The 22158-nt window shown below is 62.4% G+C and carries 21 protein-coding genes; 17 read left to right on the plus strand and 4 right to left on the minus strand.

The genetic code is table 11. The features are described from left to right. Positions 1-288 precede the first annotated feature (288 nt). The 15 genes from aceA to nuoN all read left to right on the plus strand — a co-directional run bounded on the left by aceA (position 289) and on the right by nuoN (position 17924). Positions 289-1614, plus strand: coding sequence for an isocitrate lyase (gene aceA / locus IF103_RS15085; RefSeq protein ID WP_023381219.1), 1326 nt, complete (start codon positions 289-291; stop codon positions 1612-1614). A gap of 307 nt (positions 1615-1921) precedes the next feature. Next, a complete protein-coding gene (locus IF103_RS15090; RefSeq protein ID WP_027908165.1) occupies positions 1922-2575 on the plus strand; it encodes a lysoplasmalogenase in 654 nt (217 codons plus the stop codon). 393 nt (positions 2576-2968) lie between these two features. Further along, positions 2969-3382 (plus strand): NADH-quinone oxidoreductase subunit A, encoded by a 414-nt coding sequence (locus IF103_RS15095; protein WP_011534614.1) that lies wholly within the window; start codon positions 2969-2971, stop codon positions 3380-3382. Positions 3383-3392: 10 nt separating this feature from the next. Next, positions 3393-4070, plus strand: coding sequence for a NuoB/complex I 20 kDa subunit family protein (locus tag IF103_RS15100; protein WP_023381221.1), 678 nt, complete (start codon positions 3393-3395; stop codon positions 4068-4070). Positions 4071-4149: 79 nt separating this feature from the next. Further along, positions 4150-5931 carry an NADH-quinone oxidoreductase subunit C/D gene (gene nuoC / locus IF103_RS15105; RefSeq protein WP_023381222.1) on the plus strand — a complete coding sequence of 594 codons (1782 nt, stop codon included), beginning with the start codon at positions 4150-4152 and terminating at the stop codon, positions 5929-5931. A gap of 2 nt (positions 5932-5933) precedes the next feature. Continuing rightward, the gene (gene nuoE / locus IF103_RS15110) at positions 5934-6431 is read left to right on the plus strand and encodes an NADH-quinone oxidoreductase subunit NuoE (protein WP_003251433.1); all 498 of its coding nucleotides are present in this window, start codon (positions 5934-5936) and stop codon (positions 6429-6431) included. Continuing rightward, complete coding sequence (gene nuoF, locus IF103_RS15115; RefSeq protein ID WP_023381223.1) at positions 6428-7792, plus strand: NADH-quinone oxidoreductase subunit NuoF; 1365 nt, start codon at positions 6428-6430, stop codon at positions 7790-7792. Before nuoE ends, nuoF begins: the two co-directional genes overlap by 4 nt. Positions 7793-7922: 130 nt before the next feature. Then, complete coding sequence (nuoG, locus tag IF103_RS15120) at positions 7923-10637, plus strand: NADH-quinone oxidoreductase subunit NuoG (protein ID WP_027908167.1); 2715 nt, start codon at positions 7923-7925, stop codon at positions 10635-10637. Then, positions 10634-11641, plus strand: coding sequence for an NADH-quinone oxidoreductase subunit NuoH (nuoH, locus tag IF103_RS15125; RefSeq protein WP_023381225.1), 1008 nt, complete (start codon positions 10634-10636; stop codon positions 11639-11641). Before nuoG ends, nuoH begins: the two co-directional genes overlap by 4 nt. Positions 11642-11652: 11 nt before the next feature. Further along, positions 11653-12201, plus strand: coding sequence for an NADH-quinone oxidoreductase subunit NuoI (gene nuoI, locus IF103_RS15130; protein ID WP_003251442.1), 549 nt, complete (start codon positions 11653-11655; stop codon positions 12199-12201). A gap of 10 nt (positions 12202-12211) precedes the next feature. Then, the gene (nuoJ, locus tag IF103_RS15135; protein WP_023381226.1) at positions 12212-12712 is read left to right on the plus strand and encodes an NADH-quinone oxidoreductase subunit J; all 501 of its coding nucleotides are present in this window, start codon (positions 12212-12214) and stop codon (positions 12710-12712) included. A gap of 3 nt (positions 12713-12715) precedes the next feature. Further along, positions 12716-13024, plus strand: coding sequence for an NADH-quinone oxidoreductase subunit NuoK (nuoK, locus tag IF103_RS15140; RefSeq protein ID WP_008096201.1), 309 nt, complete (start codon positions 12716-12718; stop codon positions 13022-13024). Further along, positions 13021-14874 carry an NADH-quinone oxidoreductase subunit L gene (nuoL, locus tag IF103_RS15145; protein ID WP_023381227.1) on the plus strand — a complete coding sequence of 618 codons (1854 nt, stop codon included), beginning with the start codon at positions 13021-13023 and terminating at the stop codon, positions 14872-14874. The genes nuoK and nuoL overlap by 4 nt, the downstream gene beginning before the upstream one ends. Positions 14875-14914: 40 nt before the next feature. Then, the gene (gene nuoM / locus IF103_RS15150; protein WP_202675454.1) at positions 14915-16447 is read left to right on the plus strand and encodes an NADH-quinone oxidoreductase subunit M; all 1533 of its coding nucleotides are present in this window, start codon (positions 14915-14917) and stop codon (positions 16445-16447) included. A 7-nt stretch (positions 16448-16454) separates the two neighbouring features. Continuing rightward, a complete protein-coding gene (gene nuoN, locus IF103_RS15155; protein WP_023381229.1) occupies positions 16455-17924 on the plus strand; it encodes an NADH-quinone oxidoreductase subunit NuoN in 1470 nt (489 codons plus the stop codon). Positions 17925-17967: 43 nt separating this feature from the next. Here the strand turns inward: nuoN and IF103_RS15160 are convergent, their stop codons facing one another. After that, positions 17968-18273 carry an Ogr/Delta-like zinc finger protein gene (locus tag IF103_RS15160; protein WP_252189405.1) on the minus strand — a complete coding sequence of 102 codons (306 nt, stop codon included), beginning with the start codon at positions 18271-18273 and terminating at the stop codon, positions 17968-17970. Between the two features lie 201 nt (positions 18274-18474). Between IF103_RS15160 and IF103_RS15165 the strand changes: the two genes are divergently transcribed. Next, positions 18475-18867: a helix-turn-helix domain-containing protein gene (locus IF103_RS15165; protein ID WP_104881491.1), complete on the plus strand. Its 393-nt coding sequence runs from the start codon at positions 18475-18477 to the stop codon at positions 18865-18867. Here the strand turns inward: IF103_RS15165 and IF103_RS15170 are convergent. From IF103_RS15170 to IF103_RS15180, 3 genes are read right to left on the minus strand one after another with little or no spacing between them, the layout of a single operon-like run. Continuing rightward, positions 18864-19226 carry a hypothetical protein gene (locus tag IF103_RS15170; RefSeq protein WP_023381232.1) on the minus strand — a complete coding sequence of 121 codons (363 nt, stop codon included), beginning with the start codon at positions 19224-19226 and terminating at the stop codon, positions 18864-18866. The genes IF103_RS15165 and IF103_RS15170 overlap by 4 nt on opposite strands. Then, entirely contained in the window at positions 19223-19585 is a 363-nt protein-coding gene (locus tag IF103_RS15175) for a head completion/stabilization protein (protein ID WP_371919607.1), read from the minus strand. The genes IF103_RS15170 and IF103_RS15175 overlap by 4 nt, the downstream gene beginning before the upstream one ends. Positions 19586-19609: 24 nt before the next feature. Then, a complete protein-coding gene (locus tag IF103_RS15180; protein ID WP_023381234.1) occupies positions 19610-19858 on the minus strand; it encodes a response regulator transcription factor in 249 nt (82 codons plus the stop codon). A 229-nt stretch (positions 19859-20087) separates the two neighbouring features. Here IF103_RS15180 and IF103_RS15185 point away from each other — a divergent pair, with 229 nt between their 5' ends. Next, complete coding sequence (locus IF103_RS15185; protein WP_023381235.1) at positions 20088-22148, plus strand: TonB-dependent receptor family protein; 2061 nt, start codon at positions 20088-20090, stop codon at positions 22146-22148. Positions 22149-22158: the final 10 nt, after the last annotated feature.

Here is a 22158-nt window from a genome sequence, read left to right on the forward strand (position 1 = left end):
CCATACGGCCCACAAGGCGGTTCGACGGGATTGCGACTGCAACGAAGAAGTTGTCCCGAGGGACGGAAGCGCATCACCGCAGTCACCCGGCAAGCCATGTCGCACCGCAGCAAGGCATCCACGAGCCAACCTGCCCGCCGCACCTTGCCCACGCTGCAGCCCCCTTCCTCTTCGAGCCTTCCTCGTCAGCCGCGCAATCCCCGCCGAGCAGGACCGCCGCCAGGCTTCTGATCGCTGCCCGAGCATCAGCACAATTACCCCAAGATCGATGCGACGAGGTTTATTTCCATGGCACTGACACGCGAACAGCAAATTGCAGCCCTCGAGAAAGACTGGGCCGAGAACCCGCGCTGGAAAGGCGTGACCCGTACCTACACCGCCGCTGATGTCGTTCGCCTGCGTGGCTCCCTGCAACCGGAGCACACCCTGGCCCGCCTGGGTGCAGAAAAACTGTGGAAGCTGGTCACCGAAGGTGCCCACCCCTCTTTCCGCCCAGAAAAAGATTTCGTCAACTGCATGGGCGCCCTGACCGGCGGCCAGGCAGTGCAACAGGTAAAAGCAGGCATCCAGGCCATTTACCTGTCCGGCTGGCAAGTAGCCGCCGACAACAACTCGGCCGAGTCGATGTACCCTGACCAATCGCTGTACCCGGTCGACTCGGTACCGACCGTGGTCAAGCGCATCAACAACGCCTTCCGTCGCGCCGACCAGATCCAGTGGAAAGCCGGCAAGAACCCAGGCGACGACGGCTACATCGACTACTTCGCACCCATCGTAGCTGACGCCGAAGCCGGTTTCGGCGGCGTACTGAACGCCTACGAGCTGATGAAGAACATGATCGAGGCAGGCGCTGCCGGCGTTCACTTCGAAGACCAGCTGGCCTCGGTGAAGAAGTGCGGTCACATGGGTGGCAAGGTACTGGTACCAACCCAGGAAGCCGTACAGAAGCTGGTTGCCGCACGTCTGGCCGCCGACGTTTCGGGCGTACCGACCATCATCCTGGCCCGTACCGACGCCAACGCCGCTGACCTGTTGACCAGCGACTGCGACCCGTACGACCAGCCGTTCGTGATCGGCGAGCGCACCCGTGAAGGCTTCTACAAGGTCCGTGCCGGCCTCGACCAAGCCATCGCTCGCGGCCTGGCCTATGCGCCTTACGCCGACCTGATCTGGTGCGAAACCGCCAAGCCAGACCTGGAAGAAGCGCGCCGCTTCGCCGAAGCGATCAAGAAGGAGTACCCGGACCAGATCCTGTCGTACAACTGCTCGCCTTCCTTCAACTGGAAGAAGAACCTGGACGACGCGACCATCGCCAAGTTCCAGCGCGAACTGTCGGCCATGGGCTACAAGCACCAGTTCATCACCCTGGCCGGTATCCACAACATGTGGCACGGCATGTTCAACCTGGCGCACGACTACGCCCGCAACGACATGACGGCCTACGTGAAGCTGCAGGAGCAGGAATTCGCCGACGCCAGCAAAGGCTACACCTTCGTCGCGCACCAGCAGGAAGTGGGCACTGGCTACTTCGACGACATGACCACCGTGATTCAGGGTGGCGCTTCGTCGGTGACTGCACTGACCGGTTCGACCGAGGAAGAGCAGTTCCACTGATAGTGGGTTGCCGCTGAATAAAGCCCGGGGCTTGTGAAAGCCCCGGGCTTTTGTTTTTGCCTGCACCGGCCTTGGTTATTGCGGTGTTGCGTAGATCGGTCGCGCGCCTGTCACAGGCGTTATTGGCCGTAAACAAACGTAGGAGCGAGCCTTGCTCGCGATGCGCCGCGCGGGCGGCGCTCGATCTCACAGGCGCTGCCTCCCGTTCGCCATACCGATGCCCCACACCCCAAACACCCCACAAGCATCACCCACAAACCCCCAAAACAGGTCTATGCTTGAGGCAGCCCAGCCGCAAGGACCGCTCATGCCTCGTCCAAGCCACCTGATGATGCTCGCCCTGATCGCCGCCGCCCTCTATATATGTGCACTGGCCAGCGACAACACCCTGCTCGCCCTGCTGGCCAAACCGATACCCGTGCTGGCCCTGATCGCCTGGCTACGTAGCGCCCCTGCTACACCTTATCGCCGCCGAATCACCTTGGGCCTGGCATTCTCGATACTCGGAGACATCCTGCTGGCCATTCCCGCCGACCTGTTCGTGTTCGGCCTGGTCGCATTTCTTTGTGCCCACCTGGCCTACCTACGCGCCTATTGCGGCCAAACCTTGCGCCCCGCCCTAGCCACTCTCCTGTTCAGCGCCCTCACCGGCATCACCCTGTTCGGCGTGCTCGCCAACCACGGCCTGGGCTCGCTGCTGATCCCGGTTGCGTTCTACGCCCTGGCCATCAGCACCATGCTCTGGCGCGCCCTGGCCTGCGGTGGCCTGGCCGCGCTCGGTGCTGGCCTGTTCGTGTTCTCCGACAGCCTGATCGGCATCGACCGCTTCGTTAGCCCGTCTGCCGCCGCACCGTACCTGATCATCCTCACCTACTGGCTCGGCCAATGGGCGATCGCCTCATCTGTCGGCCATCGCCCAACCGACAAAGTATTGACCCAGAGCGGTGCAAGCGGCGCTTGAAGCTGCTAGAACAAGCGTTTTTCGCATTTGCAAGTAGGGGGAATCGCCCAATGAACTTTACCAGGCGCAGAACAGCCAAATTACAGGGTAACAGTTCAAATGATATCAATTATCATTTCGAAGTTTGTGATTCGTTACCAGCCGCAAGAAACATAATTAACAAAACCGCATGCAATGCCCGAATTTCAAGGCTTTCAGCCAGTTACGAACGCTTGTTGTTCTTAATCCTACGAATAAATTTGCCACAGAAATTTTACTTGCATCGGGTTTACCCATAAAATCAGCCCGATTGATTCAGCTGCGACATTTGGTCACTGCACCTGCGACGCCAAGTCGCCGCTCTACTTAATTTCAGACTGCAGAGCTGGGTCTCTGTGTATAAGGATTTCTAGCATGTCCGATTCGGCAGGACTCATCGCCCACAACTGGGGCTTTGCCATCTTCCTTCTGGGTGTCGTCGGCCTGTGTGCCTTCATGCTCGGCCTGTCCAGCCTGCTCGGTAGCAAGGCCTGGGGTCGCGCCAAGAACGAACCCTTCGAATCCGGTATGCTGCCCGTCGGCAGCGCCCGTCTGCGCCTGTCCGCCAAATTCTATCTGGTCGCGATGCTGTTCGTGATCTTCGATATCGAAGCCCTATTCCTGTATGCATGGTCTGTGTCCGTCCGCGAAAGCGGCTGGACCGGATTCGTCGAAGCACTCGTTTTCATAGCAATTCTGTTGGCTGGTCTTGTCTACCTATGGCGCGTCGGGGCACTTGATTGGGCTCCCGAAGGTCGCCGCAAGCGGCAAGCGAAGCTGAAACAATGAGGCTTTGGCAATGCAATACAATCTCACCAGAATCGATCCGGATGCGCCCAACGAGCAGTACCCGGTTGGTGAACGGGAAACCGTCACCGATCAACTGCTAGAGGACCAGGTCCACAAGAACATCTTCATGGGCAAGCTTGAAGATGTGCTGCGTGGCGCGGTCAACTGGGGTCGCAAGAACTCCCTCTGGCCGTACAACTTCGGCCTGTCCTGCTGCTACGTGGAAATGACCACGGCCTTCACGGCACCCCATGACATCGCCCGCTTCGGCGCCGAAGTCATCCGGGCCTCGCCGCGTCAGGCCGACTTCATGGTCGTCGCCGGTACCTGCTTCATCAAGATGGCGCCGATCATCCAACGCCTGTACGAGCAGATGCTCGAGCCCAAGTGGGTCATCTCCATGGGTTCGTGCGCCAACTCCGGTGGCATGTACGACATCTACTCGGTCGTTCAGGGGGTCGACAAGTTCCTCCCCGTTGACGTGTACGTGCCTGGCTGCCCGCCGCGCCCCGAAGCATTCCTGCAAGGCTTGATGCTGCTGCAGGAGTCGATCGGCCAGGAGCGACGCCCACTTTCCTGGGTCGTTGGTGATCAAGGCATTTACCGTGCCGAGATGCCCGCCCAGAAAGACCTGCGTCGCGAACAGCGTATCGCGGTAACCAACCTGCGCAGCCCCGACGAAGTCTGATCCAGCGACCTGCCGCCCGCTCCCGAAGGAGCCGGCGGCCTGGCTTCATTCTCTACGTTGACTCAAAGCGACCGAGACCATGACAGCGGACACCGCTATTTACATTCCGCCTTACAAGGCTGACGACCAGGATGTGGTCGTCGAACTGCACAACCGTTTTGGCGCCGACGCATTCGTCGCCCAGGAAACCCGCACCGGCATGCCGGTCCTGTGGGTGAACCGTGCCCAACTCAAAGAAGTCCTGACCTTCCTGCGCAACGTCGCCAAGCCGTACAGCATGCTGTACGACCTGCACGGCGTCGACGAGCGCCTGCGCACCCAGCGCCGTGGCCTGCCGGCCGCCGACTTCAGCGTGTTCTACCACCTGCTGTCGGTGGAACGTAACAGCGACGTGATGATCAAGGTCTCGCTCAGCGAAGGCGACCTCAACCTGCCGTCGGTCACCAGCATCTGGCCCAACGCCAACTGGTACGAGCGCGAAGTCTGGGACATGTTCGGCATCGACTTTGCCGGCCACCCGCACCTGTCGCGTATCCTCATGCCGCCGACCTGGGAAGGTCACCCGCTGCGCAAGGACTTCCCGGCCCGTGCCACCGAATTTGACCCGTACAGCCTGAACCTGGCCAAGCAACAGCTTGAAGAGGAATCGGCGCGCTTCAACCCGGAAGCGTGGGGCATGAAGCGTCACGGCGCCAATGAGGACTACATGTTCCTCAACCTCGGCCCGAACCACCCTTCGGCACACGGTGCCTTCCGTATCGTCCTGCAACTGGACGGCGAAGAAATCGTCGACTGCGTACCGGACATCGGCTACCACCACCGTGGCGCCGAGAAGATGGCTGAGCGCCAGTCCTGGCACAGCTTCATCCCCTATACCGACCGTATCGACTACCTCGGCGGGGTGATGAACAACCTGCCGTACGTACTGGCGGTAGAGAAGCTGGCTGGCATCAAGGTGCCACAGAAAGTCGACACCATCCGCGTGATGCTGGCCGAATTCTTCCGTATCACCAGCCACCTGCTGTTCCTGGGTACGTACATCCAGGACGTCGGCGCCATGACCCCGGTGTTCTTCACCTTCACCGACCGTCAACGCGCCTACACCGTGATCGAGGCAATCACCGGCTTCCGTCTGCACCCGGCCTGGTACCGTATCGGTGGCGTCGCCCACGACCTGCCGCGCGGCTGGGACAAACTGGTCAAGGACTTCGTCGAATGGCTGCCCAAGCGCCTGGACGAATACGAGAAGGCCGCCCTCCAGAACAGCATCCTGCGTGGTCGTACCATCGGCGTTGCCGCCTATAACACCAAGGAAGCTTTGGAGTGGGGCACGACCGGTGCCGGCCTGCGTGCCACCGGTTGCAACTTCGACCTGCGCAAAGCCCGCCCCTACTCCGGCTACGAGAACTTCGAGTTCGAAGTACCGCTGGCCCACAACGGCGATGCCTACGATCGCTGCATGGTCCGTGTCGAGGAGATGCGCCAGAGTATCCGCATCATCGACCAGTGCCTGCGCAACATGCCGGAAGGCCCGTACAAGGCGGATCATCCGCTGACCACGCCGCCACCGAAAGAGCGCACCCTGCAGCACATCGAGACCCTGATCACTCACTTCCTGCAAGTCTCGTGGGGCCCGGTCATGCCGGCCAACGAGTCGTTCCAGATGATCGAGGCGACCAAGGGCATCAACAGTTACTACCTGACGAGCGATGGCGGCACCATGAGCTACCGCACCCGGATCCGTACCCCGAGCTATCCGCACCTGCAGCAGATCCCTTCGGTGATCAAAGGCAGCATGGTCGCCGACCTCATTGCGTACCTGGGCAGTATCGACTTCGTTATGGCTGACGTGGACCGCTAAGCATGAACAGCACGCTTATCCAGACTGACCGTTTCGCCCTGAGCGAAACCGAGCGCTCGGCCATCGAGCACGAGATGCATCACTACGAGGACCCGCGCGCGGCGTCCATCGAAGCCCTGAAGATCGTCCAGAAGGAACGTGGCTGGGTGCCGGACGGTGCCATCCACGCGATCGGCGAAGTGCTGGGCATCCCGGCCAGCGACGTGGAAGGTGTAGCCACCTTCTACAGCCAGATCTTCCGCCAACCGGTCGGCCGCCACATCATCCGCGTCTGCGACAGCATGGTCTGCTACATCGGCGGTCATGAGTCGGTGGTCAGCCAGATCCAGAGCGAGCTGGGCATCGGCCTGGGCCAGACCACCGCCGACGGCCGCTTCACCCTGCTGCCCGTGTGCTGCCTGGGCAATTGCGACAAGGCCCCGGCGCTGATGATCGACGACGACACCTTCGGCGACGTTCAGCCGGCTGGCGTTTCCAAACTGCTGGAGGGTTACGTATGACCATTACTTCCTTCGGCCCGGCCAACCGTATCGCACGTTCGGCCGAAACCCACCCGCTGACCTGGCGTCTGCGTGACGACGGCGAGCCGATCTGGCTGGACGAGTACCAGGCCAAGAACGGCTATGCCGCTGCCCGCAAAGCGCTGGCAGAAATGTCCGCCGACGACATCGTGCAAAGTGTCAAGGACTCCGGCCTCAAGGGCCGGGGCGGCGCAGGCTTCCCCACTGGCGTGAAGTGGGGCCTGATGCCCAAAGACGAATCCATGAACATCCGCTACCTGCTGTGCAACGCGGACGAAATGGAGCCCAACACCTGGAAGGACCGCATGCTGATGGAGCAACAGCCCCATCTGCTGGTCGAGGGCATGCTGATCAGCGCCCGCGCCCTGAAGGCCTACCGCGGCTACATCTTCCTGCGTGGCGAGTACACCACCGCGGCGAAGAACCTCAACCGCGCCATCGAGGAAGCCAAGGCCGCCGGCCTGCTGGGCAAGAACATCCTCGGTTCGGGCTTCGACTTCGAGCTGTTCGTGCACACCGGTGCCGGTCGCTACATCTGCGGTGAAGAAACCGCACTGATCAACTCGCTGGAAGGCCGCCGCGCCAACCCGCGCTCCAAGCCGCCCTTCCCTGCCGCCGTTGGCGTGTGGGGCAAGCCGACTTGCGTGAACAACGTCGAGACCCTGTGCAACGTTCCGGCGATCGTCGCCAACGGCAACGACTGGTACAAGTCGCTGGCCCGTGAAGGCAGCGAAGACCACGGCACCAAGCTGATGGGCTTCTCTGGCAAGGTGAAGAACCCCGGCCTGTGGGAACTGCCGTTCGGCGTCACCGCCCGCGAGCTGTTCGAGGACTACGCCGGGGGCATGCGCGACGGTTACAAGCTCAAGTGCTGGCAACCAGGCGGTGCCGGTACCGGTTTCCTGCTGCCTGAGCACCTCGATGCGCAGATGTACGCCGGCGGCATCGCCAAGGTAGGCACCCGTATGGGTACCGGTCTGGCCATGGCGGTCGACGACAGCATCAACATGGTCTCGCTGCTGCGCAACATGGAAGAGTTCTTCGCCCGCGAGTCCTGCGGCTGGTGCACCCCCTGCCGTGACGGCCTGCCGTGGAGCGTGAAGATGCTGCGCGCGCTGGAAAAAGGCCAGGGCCGCGCCGAAGACATCGAGACCCTGCTGGGGCTGGTCAACTTCCTCGGCCCGGGCCGCACCTTCTGTGCCCACGCACCGGGTGCCGTCGAGCCATTGGGCAGTGCCATCAAATACTTCCGCTCGGAATTCGAGGCCGGTGTCGCTCCAGCAAGCGCTGCCGACGCCCTGCGCCCGAACCTGGCGAAGCCGATTGTGGTCGGCGCATAACAAGATGAAACGCGGGTGGTCCGTGCCACCCGCTGGCCTTGCAGGCACGCGCAGTCCTGACGCGAGCCGCGGGCCCACCGATTTCCATTAGCCACGCCTGCTCACGCGGGCCAACGAAGAACTTTGAACCATGGCCACTATCCACGTAGACGGCAAAGCGCTCGAAGTCAACGGTGCAGACAACCTGTTACAGGCCTGTCTGTCGCTCGGCCTCGACATCCCTTATTTCTGCTGGCACCCGGCGCTCGGTAGCGTCGGCGCCTGCCGGCAATGTGCGGTCAAGCAGTACACCGACGAAAACGACACCCGTGGTCGTATCGTCATGTCCTGCATGACCCCTGCCTCCGACGGCACCTGGATCTCCATCGACGATGAAGAGTCCAAGGCGTTTCGCGCCAGCGTCGTCGAGTGGCTGATGACCAACCACCCGCACGACTGCCCGGTGTGCGAGGAAGGCGGTCACTGCCACCTGCAGGACATGACGGTAATGACCGGCCACAACGAGCGCCGCTACCGTTTCACCAAGCGTACCCACCAGAACCAGGACCTCGGCCCGTTCATCGCCCACGAGATGAACCGCTGCATCGCCTGCTACCGCTGCGTGCGCTACTACAAGGACTACGCAGGCGGCACCGACCTGGGCGTGTACGGCGCCCACGACAACGTGTACTTCGGTCGCGTTGAAGACGGCGTGCTGGAAAGCGAGTTCTCCGGCAACCTGACCGAGGTCTGCCCGACCGGTGTGTTCACCGACAAGACCCACTCCGAGCGCTACAACCGCAAGTGGGACATGCAGTTCGCCCCGAGCATCTGCCACGGTTGCTCCAGCGGCTGCAACATCAGCCCGGGCGAGCGCTATGGCGAACTGCGTCGGGTCGAGAACCGCTTCAACGGCTCCGTCAACCAGTACTTCCTGTGCGACCGTGGCCGCTTCGGCTACGGCTATGTCAACCGCAAGGACCGTCCCCGCCAGCCGTTGCTGGCCGATGGCACCAAGCTGAGCCTGGACGCTGCCCTGGACAAGGCCGCCGACCTGCTGCGCGGCCGTACCATCGTCGGCATCGGCTCGCCACGCGCCAGCCTGGAAAGCAACTACGGGCTGCGTGAGCTGGTCGGCGCCGACTACTTCTACTCGGGTATGGAAGCGGGTGAACTGGCTCGCGTACGCCTGGCCCTGAACGTGCTGAACAACAGCCCGCTGCCAGTGCCGACCCTGCGCGACATCGAAGACCACGACGCAGTGTTCGTGCTCGGTGAAGACCTGACCCAGACCGCCGCCCGTGTCGCCCTGGCCGTTCGCCAGGCCACCAAGGGCAAGGCCGAAGCCATGGCCGAGGCCATGAAAGTGCAGCCTTGGCTGGATGCTGCGGTGAAGAACATCGGCCAGCACGCGCTGTACCCGCTGTTCATCGCTTCGCTGGCTGAAACCAAGCTGGACGACGTCGCCGAAGAGTGCGTGCATGCCGCCCCGGCCGACCTGGCCCGCATCGGCTTCGCCGTTGCCCACGCCATCGACCCGAGCGCACCAGCCGTCGCCGGTCTGGACCAGGAAGCACAAGCCCTGGCCCAGCGCATCGCCGACGCCCTGGTCGCGGCCAAGCGTCCACTGGTGGTCGCGGGTACCTCGCTGGCCGACCCGGCGCTGATCGAAGCCGCCGCCAACATCGCCAAGGCCCTGAAGCTGCGCGAGAAGAACGGCTCGCTGAGCCTGGTGGTGCCCGAGGCCAATAGCCTGGGCATGGCGATGATGGGCGGTGAGTCCGTCGACGCTGCCCTGGATGCCGTCATCAGCGGCAAGGCCGATGCCATCGTGGTCCTGGAAAACGACCTGTACACCCGCGTACCGGCCGCAAAGGTCGATGCCGCCCTGGCCGCCGCCAAGGTGGTCATCGTTGCCGACCACTCCAAGACCGCCACCGTCGACCGCGCCCACCTGGTACTGCCAGCGGCCTCGTTCGCCGAAGGCGACGGCACCCTGGTCAGCCAGGAAGGCCGTGCCCAGCGTTTCTTCCAGGTGTTCGACCCGCAGTACCTGGACAGCAGCATCCAGATCCACGAAGGCTGGCGCTGGATGCACGCCCTGCGTGCCACCCTGCTGAACAAGCCGGTCGACTGGACCCAACTGGACCACGTCACCAGCGCCTGCGCCGAAGCCGCGCCGCAATTGGCCGGCATCGTCAACGCCGCACCTTCGGCCGCATTCCGCATCAAGGGCATGAAGCTGGCGCGTGAGCCGCTGCGCTACTCGGGCCGTACCGCCATGCGCGCCAACATCAGCGTGCATGAGCCACGTACCCCGCAGGACAAGGACACCGCGTTCGCCTTCTCCATGGAAGGCTATTCGGGGTCGGCCGAACCGCGCCAACAGGTGCCGTTCGCCTGGTCGCCGGGCTGGAACTCGCCGCAAGCCTGGAACAAGTTCCAGGACGAGGTCGGTGGCCACCTGCGCGCGGGTGACCCTGGCGTACGCCTGATCGAGCCGCAAGGTGACAAGCTCAACTGGTTCACCACCATTCCGGGCGCCTTCAATCCGGCCCGTGGCACCTGGACCGCAGTACCGTTCTTCCACCTGTTCGGCAGCGAGGAAAGCTCGTCGCGCGCCGCCCCGGTGCAGGAGCGTATCCCAGCTGCCTACGTGGCCCTGGCCAAGTCCGAAGCCGATCGCCTGGGCGTCAACGAAGGCGCGCTGCTGAGCCTGACCGTTGCCGGTGTTTCGCTGCGCCTGCCGCTGCGTATCAATGAAGAACTGGGCGCTGGCCTGGTTGCCCTGCCCAAAGGCCTGGCCGGCATCCCGCCTGCCATCTTCGGTGCATCCGTCGAAGGTCTGCAGGAGGCAGCACAATGAGCTGGTTCACCCCCGAAGTGATCGATGTGATCCTCACCGTGGTCCGGGCCATCGTGGTCCTGCTCGCGGTGGTGGTCTGCGGCGCGCTGCTCAGCTTCGTCGAGCGTCGCCTGCTGGGCTGGTGGCAGGACCGTTACGGTCCTAACCGTGTCGGCCCGTTCGGCATGTTCCAGATCGCCGCCGACATGCTGAAGATGTTCTTCAAGGAAGACTGGAACCCGCCCTTCGTCGATCGCATGATCTTCACCCTGGCGCCGGTCGTGGCCATGAGTGCCCTGCTGATCGCCTTCGTGGTCATCCCGATCACCCCGCTGTGGGGCGTGGCGGACCTGAACATCGGCCTGCTGTTCTTCTTCGCCATGGCCGGGCTTTCGGTGTATGCCGTACTGTTCGCCGGCTGGTCGTCGAACAACAAGTACGCCCTGCTGGGCAGCTTGCGTGCGTCGGCACAGACCGTGTCGTACGAAGTGTTCCTGGGTCTGGCGCTGATGGGCGTGGTGGTTCAGGTAGGTTCGTTCAACATGCGCGACATCGTTGAATACCAGGCCCAGAACCTGTGGTTCATCATTCCGCAGTTCTTCGGCTTCTGCACCTTCTTCATCGCTGGCGTCGCCGTGACCCACCGTCACCCGTTCGACCAGCCGGAAGCGGAACAGGAACTGGCCGACGGCTACCACATCGAATATGCCGGCATGAAATGGGGCATGTTCTTCGTCGGTGAGTACATCGGCATCATCCTGATCTCGGCACTGCTGGTGACCCTGTTCTTCGGCGGCTGGCACGGCCCATTCGGCCTGCTGCCACAGGTTCCATTCCTGTGGTTCGCCCTGAAGACCGCGTTCTTCATCATGCTGTTCATCCTGCTGCGCGCTTCGATTCCGCGCCCGCGCTATGACCAGGTGATGGACTTCAGCTGGAAGTTCTGCCTGCCGCTGACCCTGATCAATTTGCTGGTGACCGCTGCGATCGTGCTCTACAACACGCCAGCCGTCGCGGCCCAGTGAGGATTTGACCCATGTTCAAATATATCGGCGACATCGTTAAGGGCACCGGCACCCAGCTGCGCAGCCTGGCAATGGTGTTCTCCCACGGGTTCCGCAAACGCGACACCCTGCAATACCCAGAAGAGCCTGTGTACCTGCCGCCGCGCTACCGCGGCCGCATCGTCCTGACCCGCGACCCCGATGGCGAGGAGCGCTGCGTAGCGTGCAACCTCTGCGCGGTGGCCTGTCCGGTTGGCTGCATCTCGCTGCAGAAAGCCGAGACTGAGGACGGGCGTTGGTACCCTGAGTTCTTCCGCATCAACTTCTCGCGCTGCATTTTCTGCGGCCTGTGCGAAGAGGCGTGCCCGACCACCGCGATCCAGCTGACTCCGGATTTCGAAATGGCCGAGTTCAAGCGTCAGGACCTGGTGTACGAGAAGGAAGATCTGCTGATCTCCGGCCCCGGCAAGAACCCTGACTACAACTTCTACCGTGTTGCGGGTATGGCCATCGCTGGCAAGCCGAAAGGCTCTGCACAGAACGAAGCCGAGCCGATCAACGTGAAGAGCTTGCTCCCATAAGGACAGAAAGATGGAATTCGCTTTCTACTTCGCATCCGGGATCGCCGTGGTCTCCACCCTTCGGGTGGTGACCGGCACCAACCCCGTGCACGCCCTGCTCTACCTGATCATTTCGCTGATTTCCGTGGCAATGATCTTCTTCGCCCTGGGTGCGCCGTTCGCCGGCGCACTGGAAGTGATCGCTTACGCCGGCGCCATCATGGTGCTGTTCGTGTTCGTGGTGATGATGCTCAACCTTGGGCCGGCGTCGGTCGCCCAGGAAAGGGGCTGGCTCAAGCCCGGTATCTGGGCCGGGCCGGTAATCCTGGCTGCCCTGCTGCTGCTGGAGCTGCTTTACGTGCTGTTCGTCGCCCCGAGCGGCGCCGGTATCAGCGGCACCACCGTGGACGCCAAGACCGTGGGCATCAGCCTGTTCGGGCCGTACCTGCTGGTTGTCGAACTGGCCTCGATGCTGCTGCTCGCCGCAGCCGTCACCGCCTTCCACCTGGGCCGCAACGAGGCGAAGGAGTAAATCATGGGTGCTATCCCTCTTGAGCATGGCCTGGCGGTAGCCGGGATCCTGTTCTGCTTAGGTCTGGTTGGCCTGATGGTCCGCCGCAACATCCTTTTCGTACTCATGAGCCTGGAAGTCATGATGAACGCCTCTGCCCTGGCGTTCATCGTCGCCGGTGCCCGTTGGGTCCAGCCCGACGGCCAGGTGATGTTCATTCTGGTGATCAGCCTGGCAGCCGCCGAGGCCAGCATTGGCCTGGCCATTCTGCTGCAGTTGTATCGCCGCTTCCACACTCTCGACATCGATGCTGCCAGTGAGATGCGCGGATGAACCTTATCTTCCTGACTTTCGTCTTCCCCCTGATCGGCTTCCTGCTGCTGTCGTTCTCGCGCGGGCGGTTCTCGGAGAACCTGTCCGCGCTGATCGGCGTTGGCTCGGTGGGCCTGTCGGCCGCCGTGGCCGCCTATGTCATCTGGCAATTCAACGTTGCCCCGCCTGAAGGCGGCGCATACAGCCAGCTGCTGTGGCAGTGGATGTCGGTGGACGGCTTCGCGCCGAACTTCACCCTGTACGTGGACGGCCTGTCGGTCACCATGCTCGGCGTGGTCACCGGTGTCGGCTTCCTGATCCACCTGTTCGCCTCTTGGTACATGCGCGGTGAAGCCGGTTACTCGCGCTTCTTCTCCTACACCAACCTGTTCATCGCCAGCATGCTGTTCCTGGTGCTGGGCGACAACCTGCTGTTCATCTACTTCGGCTGGGAAGGCGTGGGCCTGTGCTCGTACCTGTTGATCGGTTTCTACTACAGCAACCGCAACAACGGTAACGCGGCACTGAAGGCCTTCATCGTCACCCGTATCGGCGACGTGTTCATGGCCATCGGCCTGTTCATCCTGTTCGCCCAGCTGGGTACCCTGAACGTGCAGGAACTGCTGGTGCTGGCTCCGCAGAAATTCCAGGCGGGCGACACCTGGATGGTCCTGGCCACCCTGATGCTGCTGGGCGGTGCGGTCGGTAAGTCGGCCCAGCTGCCGCTGCAGACCTGGCTGGCGGACGCGATGGCTGGCCCTACCCCGGTATCGGCACTGATCCACGCGGCAACCATGGTGACCGCGGGCGTCTACCTGATCGCCCGTACCAACGGCCTGTTCCTGCTGGCACCGGACATCCTGCACCTGGTGGGCGTAGTGGGTGGCGTCACCCTGGTCCTGGCGGGCTTCGCAGCCCTGGTCCAGACCGACATCAAGCGTATCCTCGCCTACTCGACCATGAGCCAGATCGGCTACATGTTCCTGGCCCTGGGCGTCGGCGCCTGGGACGCGGCAATCTTCCACCTGATGACACACGCCTTCTTCAAGGCCCTGCTGTTCCTTGCCTCGGGTGCGGTGATCGTTGCCTGCCACCACGAGCAGGACATCTTCAAGATGGGCGGCCTGTGGAAGAAGCTGCCGCTGGCCTACGCCAGCTTCGTGGTGGGTGGTGCTGCCCTGGCGGCCCTGCCGATCCTGACCGTGGGCTTCTACTCCAAGGACGAGATCCTCTGGGAAGCCTTCGCCAGTGGCAATACCGGCCTGCTGTATGCCGGGCTGGTCGGTGCGTTCATGACCTCGCTGTACACCTTCCGCCTGATTTTCATCGCCTTCCACGGCGAAGCCAAGACCGAAGCCCACGCTGGCCACGGCATCAGCCACTGGCTGCCACTGGGCGTGCTGATCGTGCTGTCGACCTTCATCGGCGCGTGGATCCACCCGCCGCTGGCTGGCGTTCTGCCTGAAAGTGCCGGCCACGCCGGTGGTGAAGCCAAGCACGCGTTGGAAATCACCTCGGGCGCCATCGCCATTGCCGGCATCCTGCTGGCCGCGGTGCTGTTCCTGGGCAAGCGTCGCCTGGTCTCGGCCATCGCCAACAGCGGCATCGGCCGCGTCCTGTCGGCCTGGTGGTTCGCCGCCTGGGGCTTCGACTGGATCTACGACAAGCTCTTCGTCAAACCTTACCTGCTGATCAGCCACATCCTGCGCAAGGACCCGGTTGACCGCAGCATCGGCCTGATTCCTCGGATGGCCCGTGGCGGCAACGTCGCCATGAGCAAGACCGAGACCGGCCAGCTGCGCTGGTACACCGCCTCGATCGCCGTCGGTGCCGTGCTGGTCATCGGCGCCGTGGTAGTGGCCGCGGTATGACTATGAATCTTGCGACTTTGCCAAAGGAAACCAACCCGTCATGATTTTGCCTTGGCTGATCCTGATCCCCTTCATCGGCGGCTTCCTGTGCTGGCTGGGTGAGCGCTTCGGCGCCACCCTGCCGCGCTGGATCGCACTGCTGACCATGTCCCTGCTGCTCGGCATCGGCCTGTGGCTGTGGGGCACCGGCGACTACACCCTGGCCCCCGCTCCGGGCGCCGAGCCTGCCTGGGCACTGGAATACAAGGTCCAGTGGATCCAGCGCTTCGGCATCAGCGTCCACCTGGCCCTGGATGGCCTGTCGCTGCTGATGATCCTGCTCACCGGCCTGCTCGGTGTGCTGTCGGTACTGTGCTCCTGGAAAGAGATCCAGCGTCACGTCGGCTTCTTCCACCTCAACCTGATGTGGATCCTGGGCGGCGTGGTCGGTGTGTTCCTGGCCCTGGACCTGTTCCTGTTCTTCTTCTTCTGGGAAATGATGCTGGTGCCGATGTACTTCCTCATCGCGCTCTGGGGTCACAGCTCCGCGGACGGCAAGAAGACCCGGATCTACGCCGCGACCAAGTTCTTCATCTTCACCCAGGCCAGCGGCCTGATCATGCTGGTGGCGATCCTGGGCCTGGTGCTGGTCAACTACACCAACACCGGTGTGATCACCTTCAACTACAGCGACCTGCTCAAGGCCGAACTGCCAGCCGGTACCGAGTACCTGCTGATGCTGGGCTTCTTCATCGCCTTCGCGGTGAAACTGCCGGTGGTACCGTTCCACTCCTGGTTGCCTGACGCACACGCCCAGGCACCGACCGCAGGTTCCGTGGACCTGGCCGGTATCTTGCTGAAGACCGCGGCCTACGGCCTGCTGCGCTTCGCCCTGCCGCTGTTCCCGAACGCCTCGGCCGAGTTCGCGCCCATCGCCATGACCCTGGGTCTGATCGGTATCTTCTACGGTGCCTTCCTGGCCTTTGCCCAGACCGACATCAAGCGTCTGGTCGCGTTCTCCAGCGTTTCGCACATGGGCTTCGTGCTGATCGGTATCTACTCCGGCAGCCAGCAAGCCCTGCAGGGCGCGGTGATCCAGATGCTGGCCCACGGTCTGTCGGCCGCCGCACTCTTCATCCTGGCCGGCCAGTTGTACGAGCGCCTGCATACCCGTGACATGCGTGAGATGGGCGGCCTGTGGCACCGCATCGCCTACCTGCCCGCGATCAGCCTGTTCTTCGCCGCCGCCTCCCTGGGCCTGCCAGGTACTGGCAACTTCGTCGGCGAGTTCCTGATCCTGATCGGCAGTTTCGTGCATGTGCCTTGGATCACCGTGATCGCCACCACCGGCCTGGTGTTCGGCTCGGTCTACTCGCTGATCATGATCCACCGCGCCTACTTCGGCCCGGCCAAGTCCGACGCCGTCCTGGCTGGCATGGACGGTCGCGAGCTGGTCATGGTCGTGGGTCTGGCGGTGCTGCTGATCCTGCTGGGCGTGTATCCACAGCCGTTCCTCGACACCTCTGCCGCCACCATGAGCGGTGTGCAGCAGTGGCTCGGTTCCGCTTTCACTCAACTCGCTTCGGCCCGGTAAGAGCGCTATGGAATTCACCACTCAACACTTCATCGCATTGGCGCCGATGCTGATCACCACCATCACCACGGTGGTGGTGATGCTGGCGATCGCCTGGAAGCGCAATCACTCGCAGACCTTCCTGTTGTCCACCGTGGGGCTGAACCTGGCCCTGCTATCGATCCTGCCAGCATTGAAAGTCGCGCCGCTGGCGGTCACCTCGCTGGTCACCATCGACAAGTTCGCCTGCCTGTACATGGCGATCATCCTGGTGGCGACACTGGCCTGCGTAACCCTCGCCCATGCCTATCTGGGCGAGGGTTCCAAGGGCTTCCCGGGCAACCGTGAAGAGCTGTACCTGCTGCTGCTGATGTCGGCCCTCGGTGGCCTCGTGCTGGTCAGCGCCAACCACCTGGCTGGCCTGTTCATCGGCCTGGAGCTGCTGTCGGTGCCGGTCTACGGCCTGGTAGCGTATGCCTTCTTCAACAAGCGTTCGCTGGAAGCCGGTATCAAGTACATGGTGCTGTCGGCCGCAGGTTCGGCCTTCCTGCTGTTCGGCATGGCCCTGCTGTACGCCGACGCTGGCAGCCTGAGCTTCGACCTGATCGGCAAGGCCCTGGCTGCTACCGGCAAGCCAAGCCTGGTGGCCCAACTGGGCCTGGGCATGATGCTGGTTGGCCTGGCCTTCAAGCTGTCGCTGGTTCCGTTCCACCTGTGGACCCCGGACGTATACGAAGGCGCCCCGGCGCCGGTAGCCGCCTTCCTGGCCACCGCCAGCAAGGTCGCGGTATTCGCCGTGGTCGTGCGCCTGTTCATGCTCTCCCCTGCTGCCAGCAGCGGCGTCCTGAGCACCGTCCTGGCAGTGATCGCGGTCGCCTCGATCCTCATCGGTAACCTGCTGGCGCTGACCCAGAGCAACCTCAAGCGTCTGCTGGGTTACTCGTCCATCGCCCACTTCGGTTACCTGGTGATCGCGCTGGTGGCCAGCAAGGGCCTGGCCCTGGAAGCCATGGGCGTGTACCTGGTCACCTACGTCATCACCAGCCTGGGCGCCTTCGGTGTGATCACCCTGATGTCCTCGCCTTACGGCGGTCGTGACGCCGATGCCCTTTACGAGTACCGCGGCCTGTTCTGGCGCCGTCCGTACCTGACTGCGGTGCTGACCGTGATGATGCTGTCGCTGGCGGGTATCCCGCTGACTGCCGGCTTCATCGGCAAGTTCTACATCATTGCCACCGGCGTCGAGTCGCAACTGTGGTGGCTGGTCGGTGCCTTGGTTCTGGGCAGCGCCATCGGCGTGTACTACTACCTGCGCGTCATGGTCACCCTGTACCTGGTGGAGCCTAACCTGCGTCGCCACGATGCCCCGCTGAAGTGGGAACAACGCACCGGCGGCGTCATGCTGCTGGCAATCGCCCTGCTTGCCTTCGTGCTCGGCGTGTACCCGCAGCCGCTGCTGGAACTGGTTCAGCAAGCTGGCCTGCAACTGCTCGGCTGACCGAACCGGTAAAACAAACACCCCGCACATGCGGGGTGTTTTTTTATCTGCGTTTTGTAGTTACCTGAACGGGCTTGGCCGATCGAAGGTTTTCGGGCGAGGCCGCACTGCCATCCTTGAGTGCCGACTTGCGCAGTTCAGTGCCGGCCGATGGCAGGTGGACCTCAGGGTTCGGCATGCCGCTGGGTGACAGCTCATGGGTCATTTCGAACTCGGCTCTCACTGACCAGCCACACGCCTCGGTGGTGCACTGCAGGTACGCGATACGCAGGAAAATGTGCCGTCCTTCGCTGGTACGGATGCGCATTCGACTGTTGCAGTGAGGACAGACCAGCTTGTATGTACTCACGCCAAATACCTGCATGCGCTAATTGCACAGATATGCTGTAAGAATGCTCCCCCAAGTGCATCAGTATTGACTACGGAAAAGGAAGGGTTTTTCATCATGCTGCTCCTCATGTCAGGATATCTCCTCAAAATGCAGGGCTACTATTCGTAACAAGTAGTTTAAGCCCAAGTAACGTCGTTAAACCAGTCGTGGATATTTGTTATGAGTAGCCCTTTATTTGCATCAGTGCTGGCACGTCTCAAGCTGCTGACCGGCTCGGAGACCGATGTGCAGCTGGCCAGGGCCCTTGCGGTAAGCCCGCAGACCCTGAGCAGTTGGAAGGTGCGTGGCAGCATTCCCTACGCACTATGCATAGACATCGCCCGCCAGCGCGGCTGCTCGCTCGACTGGCTATTGCTGGGTGAGTACCAGGACGGCCAGTCGGGCTTGGCAAACGAGACTTGGGAGAGCGACATGCTCGCGCGTCTTCGCGCGCTTTCAGTTGCCGATCGCCAGGCGATTCAATTGCAGATCGAAGACAAGCAACGAATCCACCAACTGGAGCGCCAGGTGCGCGAGCTGACGCTGCGCATGCCCACTCCAATCGAAGGCTAGCCACGACGGCGCCAGCGCTGAAGCAGCTCGCGCAGGTCCACAGAATCCAGCCAGACCATGACCTTGAGGCTGATCGGAATCACCACCACCGCCGCCACGAAGGCGGCCATGCCGCGTGACAACATGGGCACCAAGGAATGCAACAACGGCTCGAACAGATAGCCTACGCCCAGCGTCAGAAACACCAGCAGCATCTGCTTGCGGGTCGACAGGCGCTTGCGCGAGACGATGATCAAGCGATCTCGCGCGGCACTGACCAGCAAAGCTCCCAGCAACGCACCGAACAGCGCCCTGCCCTCTGTATTGAGCACCTCACGAAAAGCCGCGCTGGCCGCCTCCAGCAGGTAGCGTTCGCTCATGATGGCGTTCTCCACACCACCTGCCCGCCGGGCTTGGTATAAAGAGTACGCATCACGGCGGCCTCGACGAAACGCCGATAGCAGACCGACAACGCCCTTCCATGGTCATGCCCTGCTACGTCCTCCAGACGCTTGTAGCCACGCCCTCGCAGTACGGCGCGCCAGTGCGCGAACTCCGAAGCAGCGTTGATCGCCGCACAGCGAGCCGCCAGTGCCAGGCGCGCCTCGCTCACCTGACCGCCAAGGCGCAAGCGCTCTCGTAGCGAACACAGTTCAATGCGTGGCCAAAAAGGATCATCGCCATCGGGAAAACGTGCCCCCTTGACAGGCAACGCGGGTGGCGGCGGTAAATCTTCCATACGCTCTGATGACATGATCCGCCCTCACTGCTCGGACAACATGCCGTAGCGTATGGCCTTGATCACAGCCGCTACACGCGTGGGGACATCGAATTTGCGCAGGATATTGGACACGTGGAAATTCACCGTCGACTCCTTGCACTGCAGAATTCGACCGATCTCCCACGAGCTCTTGCCGTATGCACACCACAGCAGGACCTGATGCTCGCGGGGCGTCAGGCGAATCGGTGTGTCCGCAGCATGTTCTGGTTCCTGCCGTACGTTGGTTTTCATCATTGAACTCCACAAGTAATCGCCAGTTGCGACAGCCGGATGTGCTGTCGCCATGGGCCCACCTTACGAAGGGCGATGTGCTGGCTCCACTCGCGGGGTTTGTAAACGCGCTTCCTACACAACCGTCTTCCATTGGCGCGGTGCAATTAACTGAAATTCCCCGTGCTCTGGACGGTATTTCTTTCGTCACAACGCGGTTGCCTGTTCGCTTTTCGCCTGGAGTTGTAGGATGCGCCCCGTTTTGCCCCTTTCGTCTTGCCTTGGCCTGCTGGCCGCTTTCACCCTCAGCCAGCAAGCCACTGCTGCTCCAGCCGTTGAACTGGGCGAGGTGCTGATCAATGACGAGCAGCAAAGCGAGCTGGACGACGCCCGCGAACGCCTGCAGGCGGTGCCGGGGGCCAGCAACCTGGTGGACATGCAGCGTGTTGGTCAGGGCCGGGTGGCCAGTAATCAGGATGTGCTGGCTTACCAGCCTGGGGTATTCGCCCAGTCGGCGGGCAACGATGGCATCAAGCTGTCGATTCGCGGTTCAGGCATCAACCGTGCACCGGGGGCACATGGCTCCGGGGTGTACACGATGTTCGACGGACTGCCCCTGACCGGTCCCGGCGGCACACCCTACGAACTGTTCGAACCCCTGTGGCTGAGCCGGGCCGAAGTGCTGCGCGGCGCCAATGGTTTCGACCAGGGTGCCCTGGCGCTGGGCGGCGCGATCAACTATGTGACCCACACAGGGTACGATGCAGCGCCGCTGCAGGTGCGCTACGAGGTTGGCAGCCGTGGTTACCAGCACCGGCATATCAGCTCGGGCCAGGTGCTGGGTAACCTGGACTACTACGTGGCGCTGACCGATTCGGAATACGACGGTTATCAGAAGCACAGCAGCGGCAGTGCCAAGGGGATTGCCGCCAATGTCGGCTACCGTTTCAATCCCAACCTGGAAACCCGCTTCTACCTGCGCTACCGAGAAACCGAAAACGCGTTGGCCGGCCGCTTGACCAAAGCGCAGATCAAGCATGATCCGCGGGCTGCCAATCCAGGTTACTTGTCACGTAATGACAGCCGTCCGCAGCCGGGCAGCACCTGGGTGGGCAACAAAACCACCTTCTTCCTGGACGACGACTCACGCCTGGAAGCAGGGCTGGTCTATCACGACTACCCGATGGACTTGCGTGAAGGCGCAATGCGCCTGAAGGTTGCCTACACCGATGTCAGTGGCACGCTCAACTACTTCCGTCGGGACACCTTGTTCGGCCATGAGAGCAAGACGACCATCGGGTGGCGCACCACCAAACACCTGCCCAACAGCGGCGCATCACAATTCACGCGGGTGAACGATATAGTTGGCGAGCGCACGCGCGACTTCAGCTATCAGGGCTCGGACACCGTGCTGCATGCCGGCAACGACCTGGAGCTGGTCCCGGACCTCTGGCTGACCACTGGCCTGGCGATGATCTATACCCGACGCGAGAGCGATGTGACCTATCCTGCCGAAGGCGGGAAGGTCAGCCAACACGACTGGGACTATGCACCACGTGTAGGCCTGCGCTACGACATTCGTCCTGACTTACAGGTCTATGGCAACCTCAGCCGCTCGGTTGAGCCGCCACATCCGTGGTCGCTGATCTGGAGCGCACCGACCAAGACGCAACCGATCGAGATGCAAAACCAGACAGCCACAACACTGGAACTGGGTGCTCGTGGCGACTCGAGAGTCGGTCGTTGGGAGCTGGCCTGGTACTACGCCCAGGTGCGTCACGAACTGCTGGCAGTGGAACTGGCCCCCGGCATTACCGCCGAATACAACGCCAGCCCCACGGTCCACCAAGGTGTCGAAGCCGCATTGGACAGTATCCTCTGGGAACAATCCGGCACCGGCAAGTTGAGCCTGCGCCAGGCCTACACCTTCAGCGACTTCCACTACCGCGATGACGACACGTTCGGCGACAACCGCCTGCCCGGCATCCCGATGCATTATTACCAGGCCGAACTGCGTTATGACTGGCCAGGCGGCTTCTACGCCGGCGTGAACACCCAGATGGCCTCGAAGGTGCAGGTCGACTACGCCAACAGCTACCCCGCCGATGCCTATGCCCTGCTCGGTGCGCGCCTGGGCTGGGATTCGCCCAAGCAGGACTGGCAAACCTGGCTTGACCTGCGCAACCTGACCAACAAACGTTATGCCGCCACGGTTACACCAGGCTACGACGACGCAGGACTGGACAAGGCCCGCTCCACACCCGGCGAAAGTTTCAGCGTGTATGCAGGCGTTTCGTACAGTTTCCGATAATTCGGCCTGC

Origin of the sequence: Pseudomonas sp. SK2 (assembly GCF_016772395.1) — a bacterium.
GTDB lineage: Bacteria > Pseudomonadota > Gammaproteobacteria > Pseudomonadales > Pseudomonadaceae > Aquipseudomonas > Aquipseudomonas taiwanensis.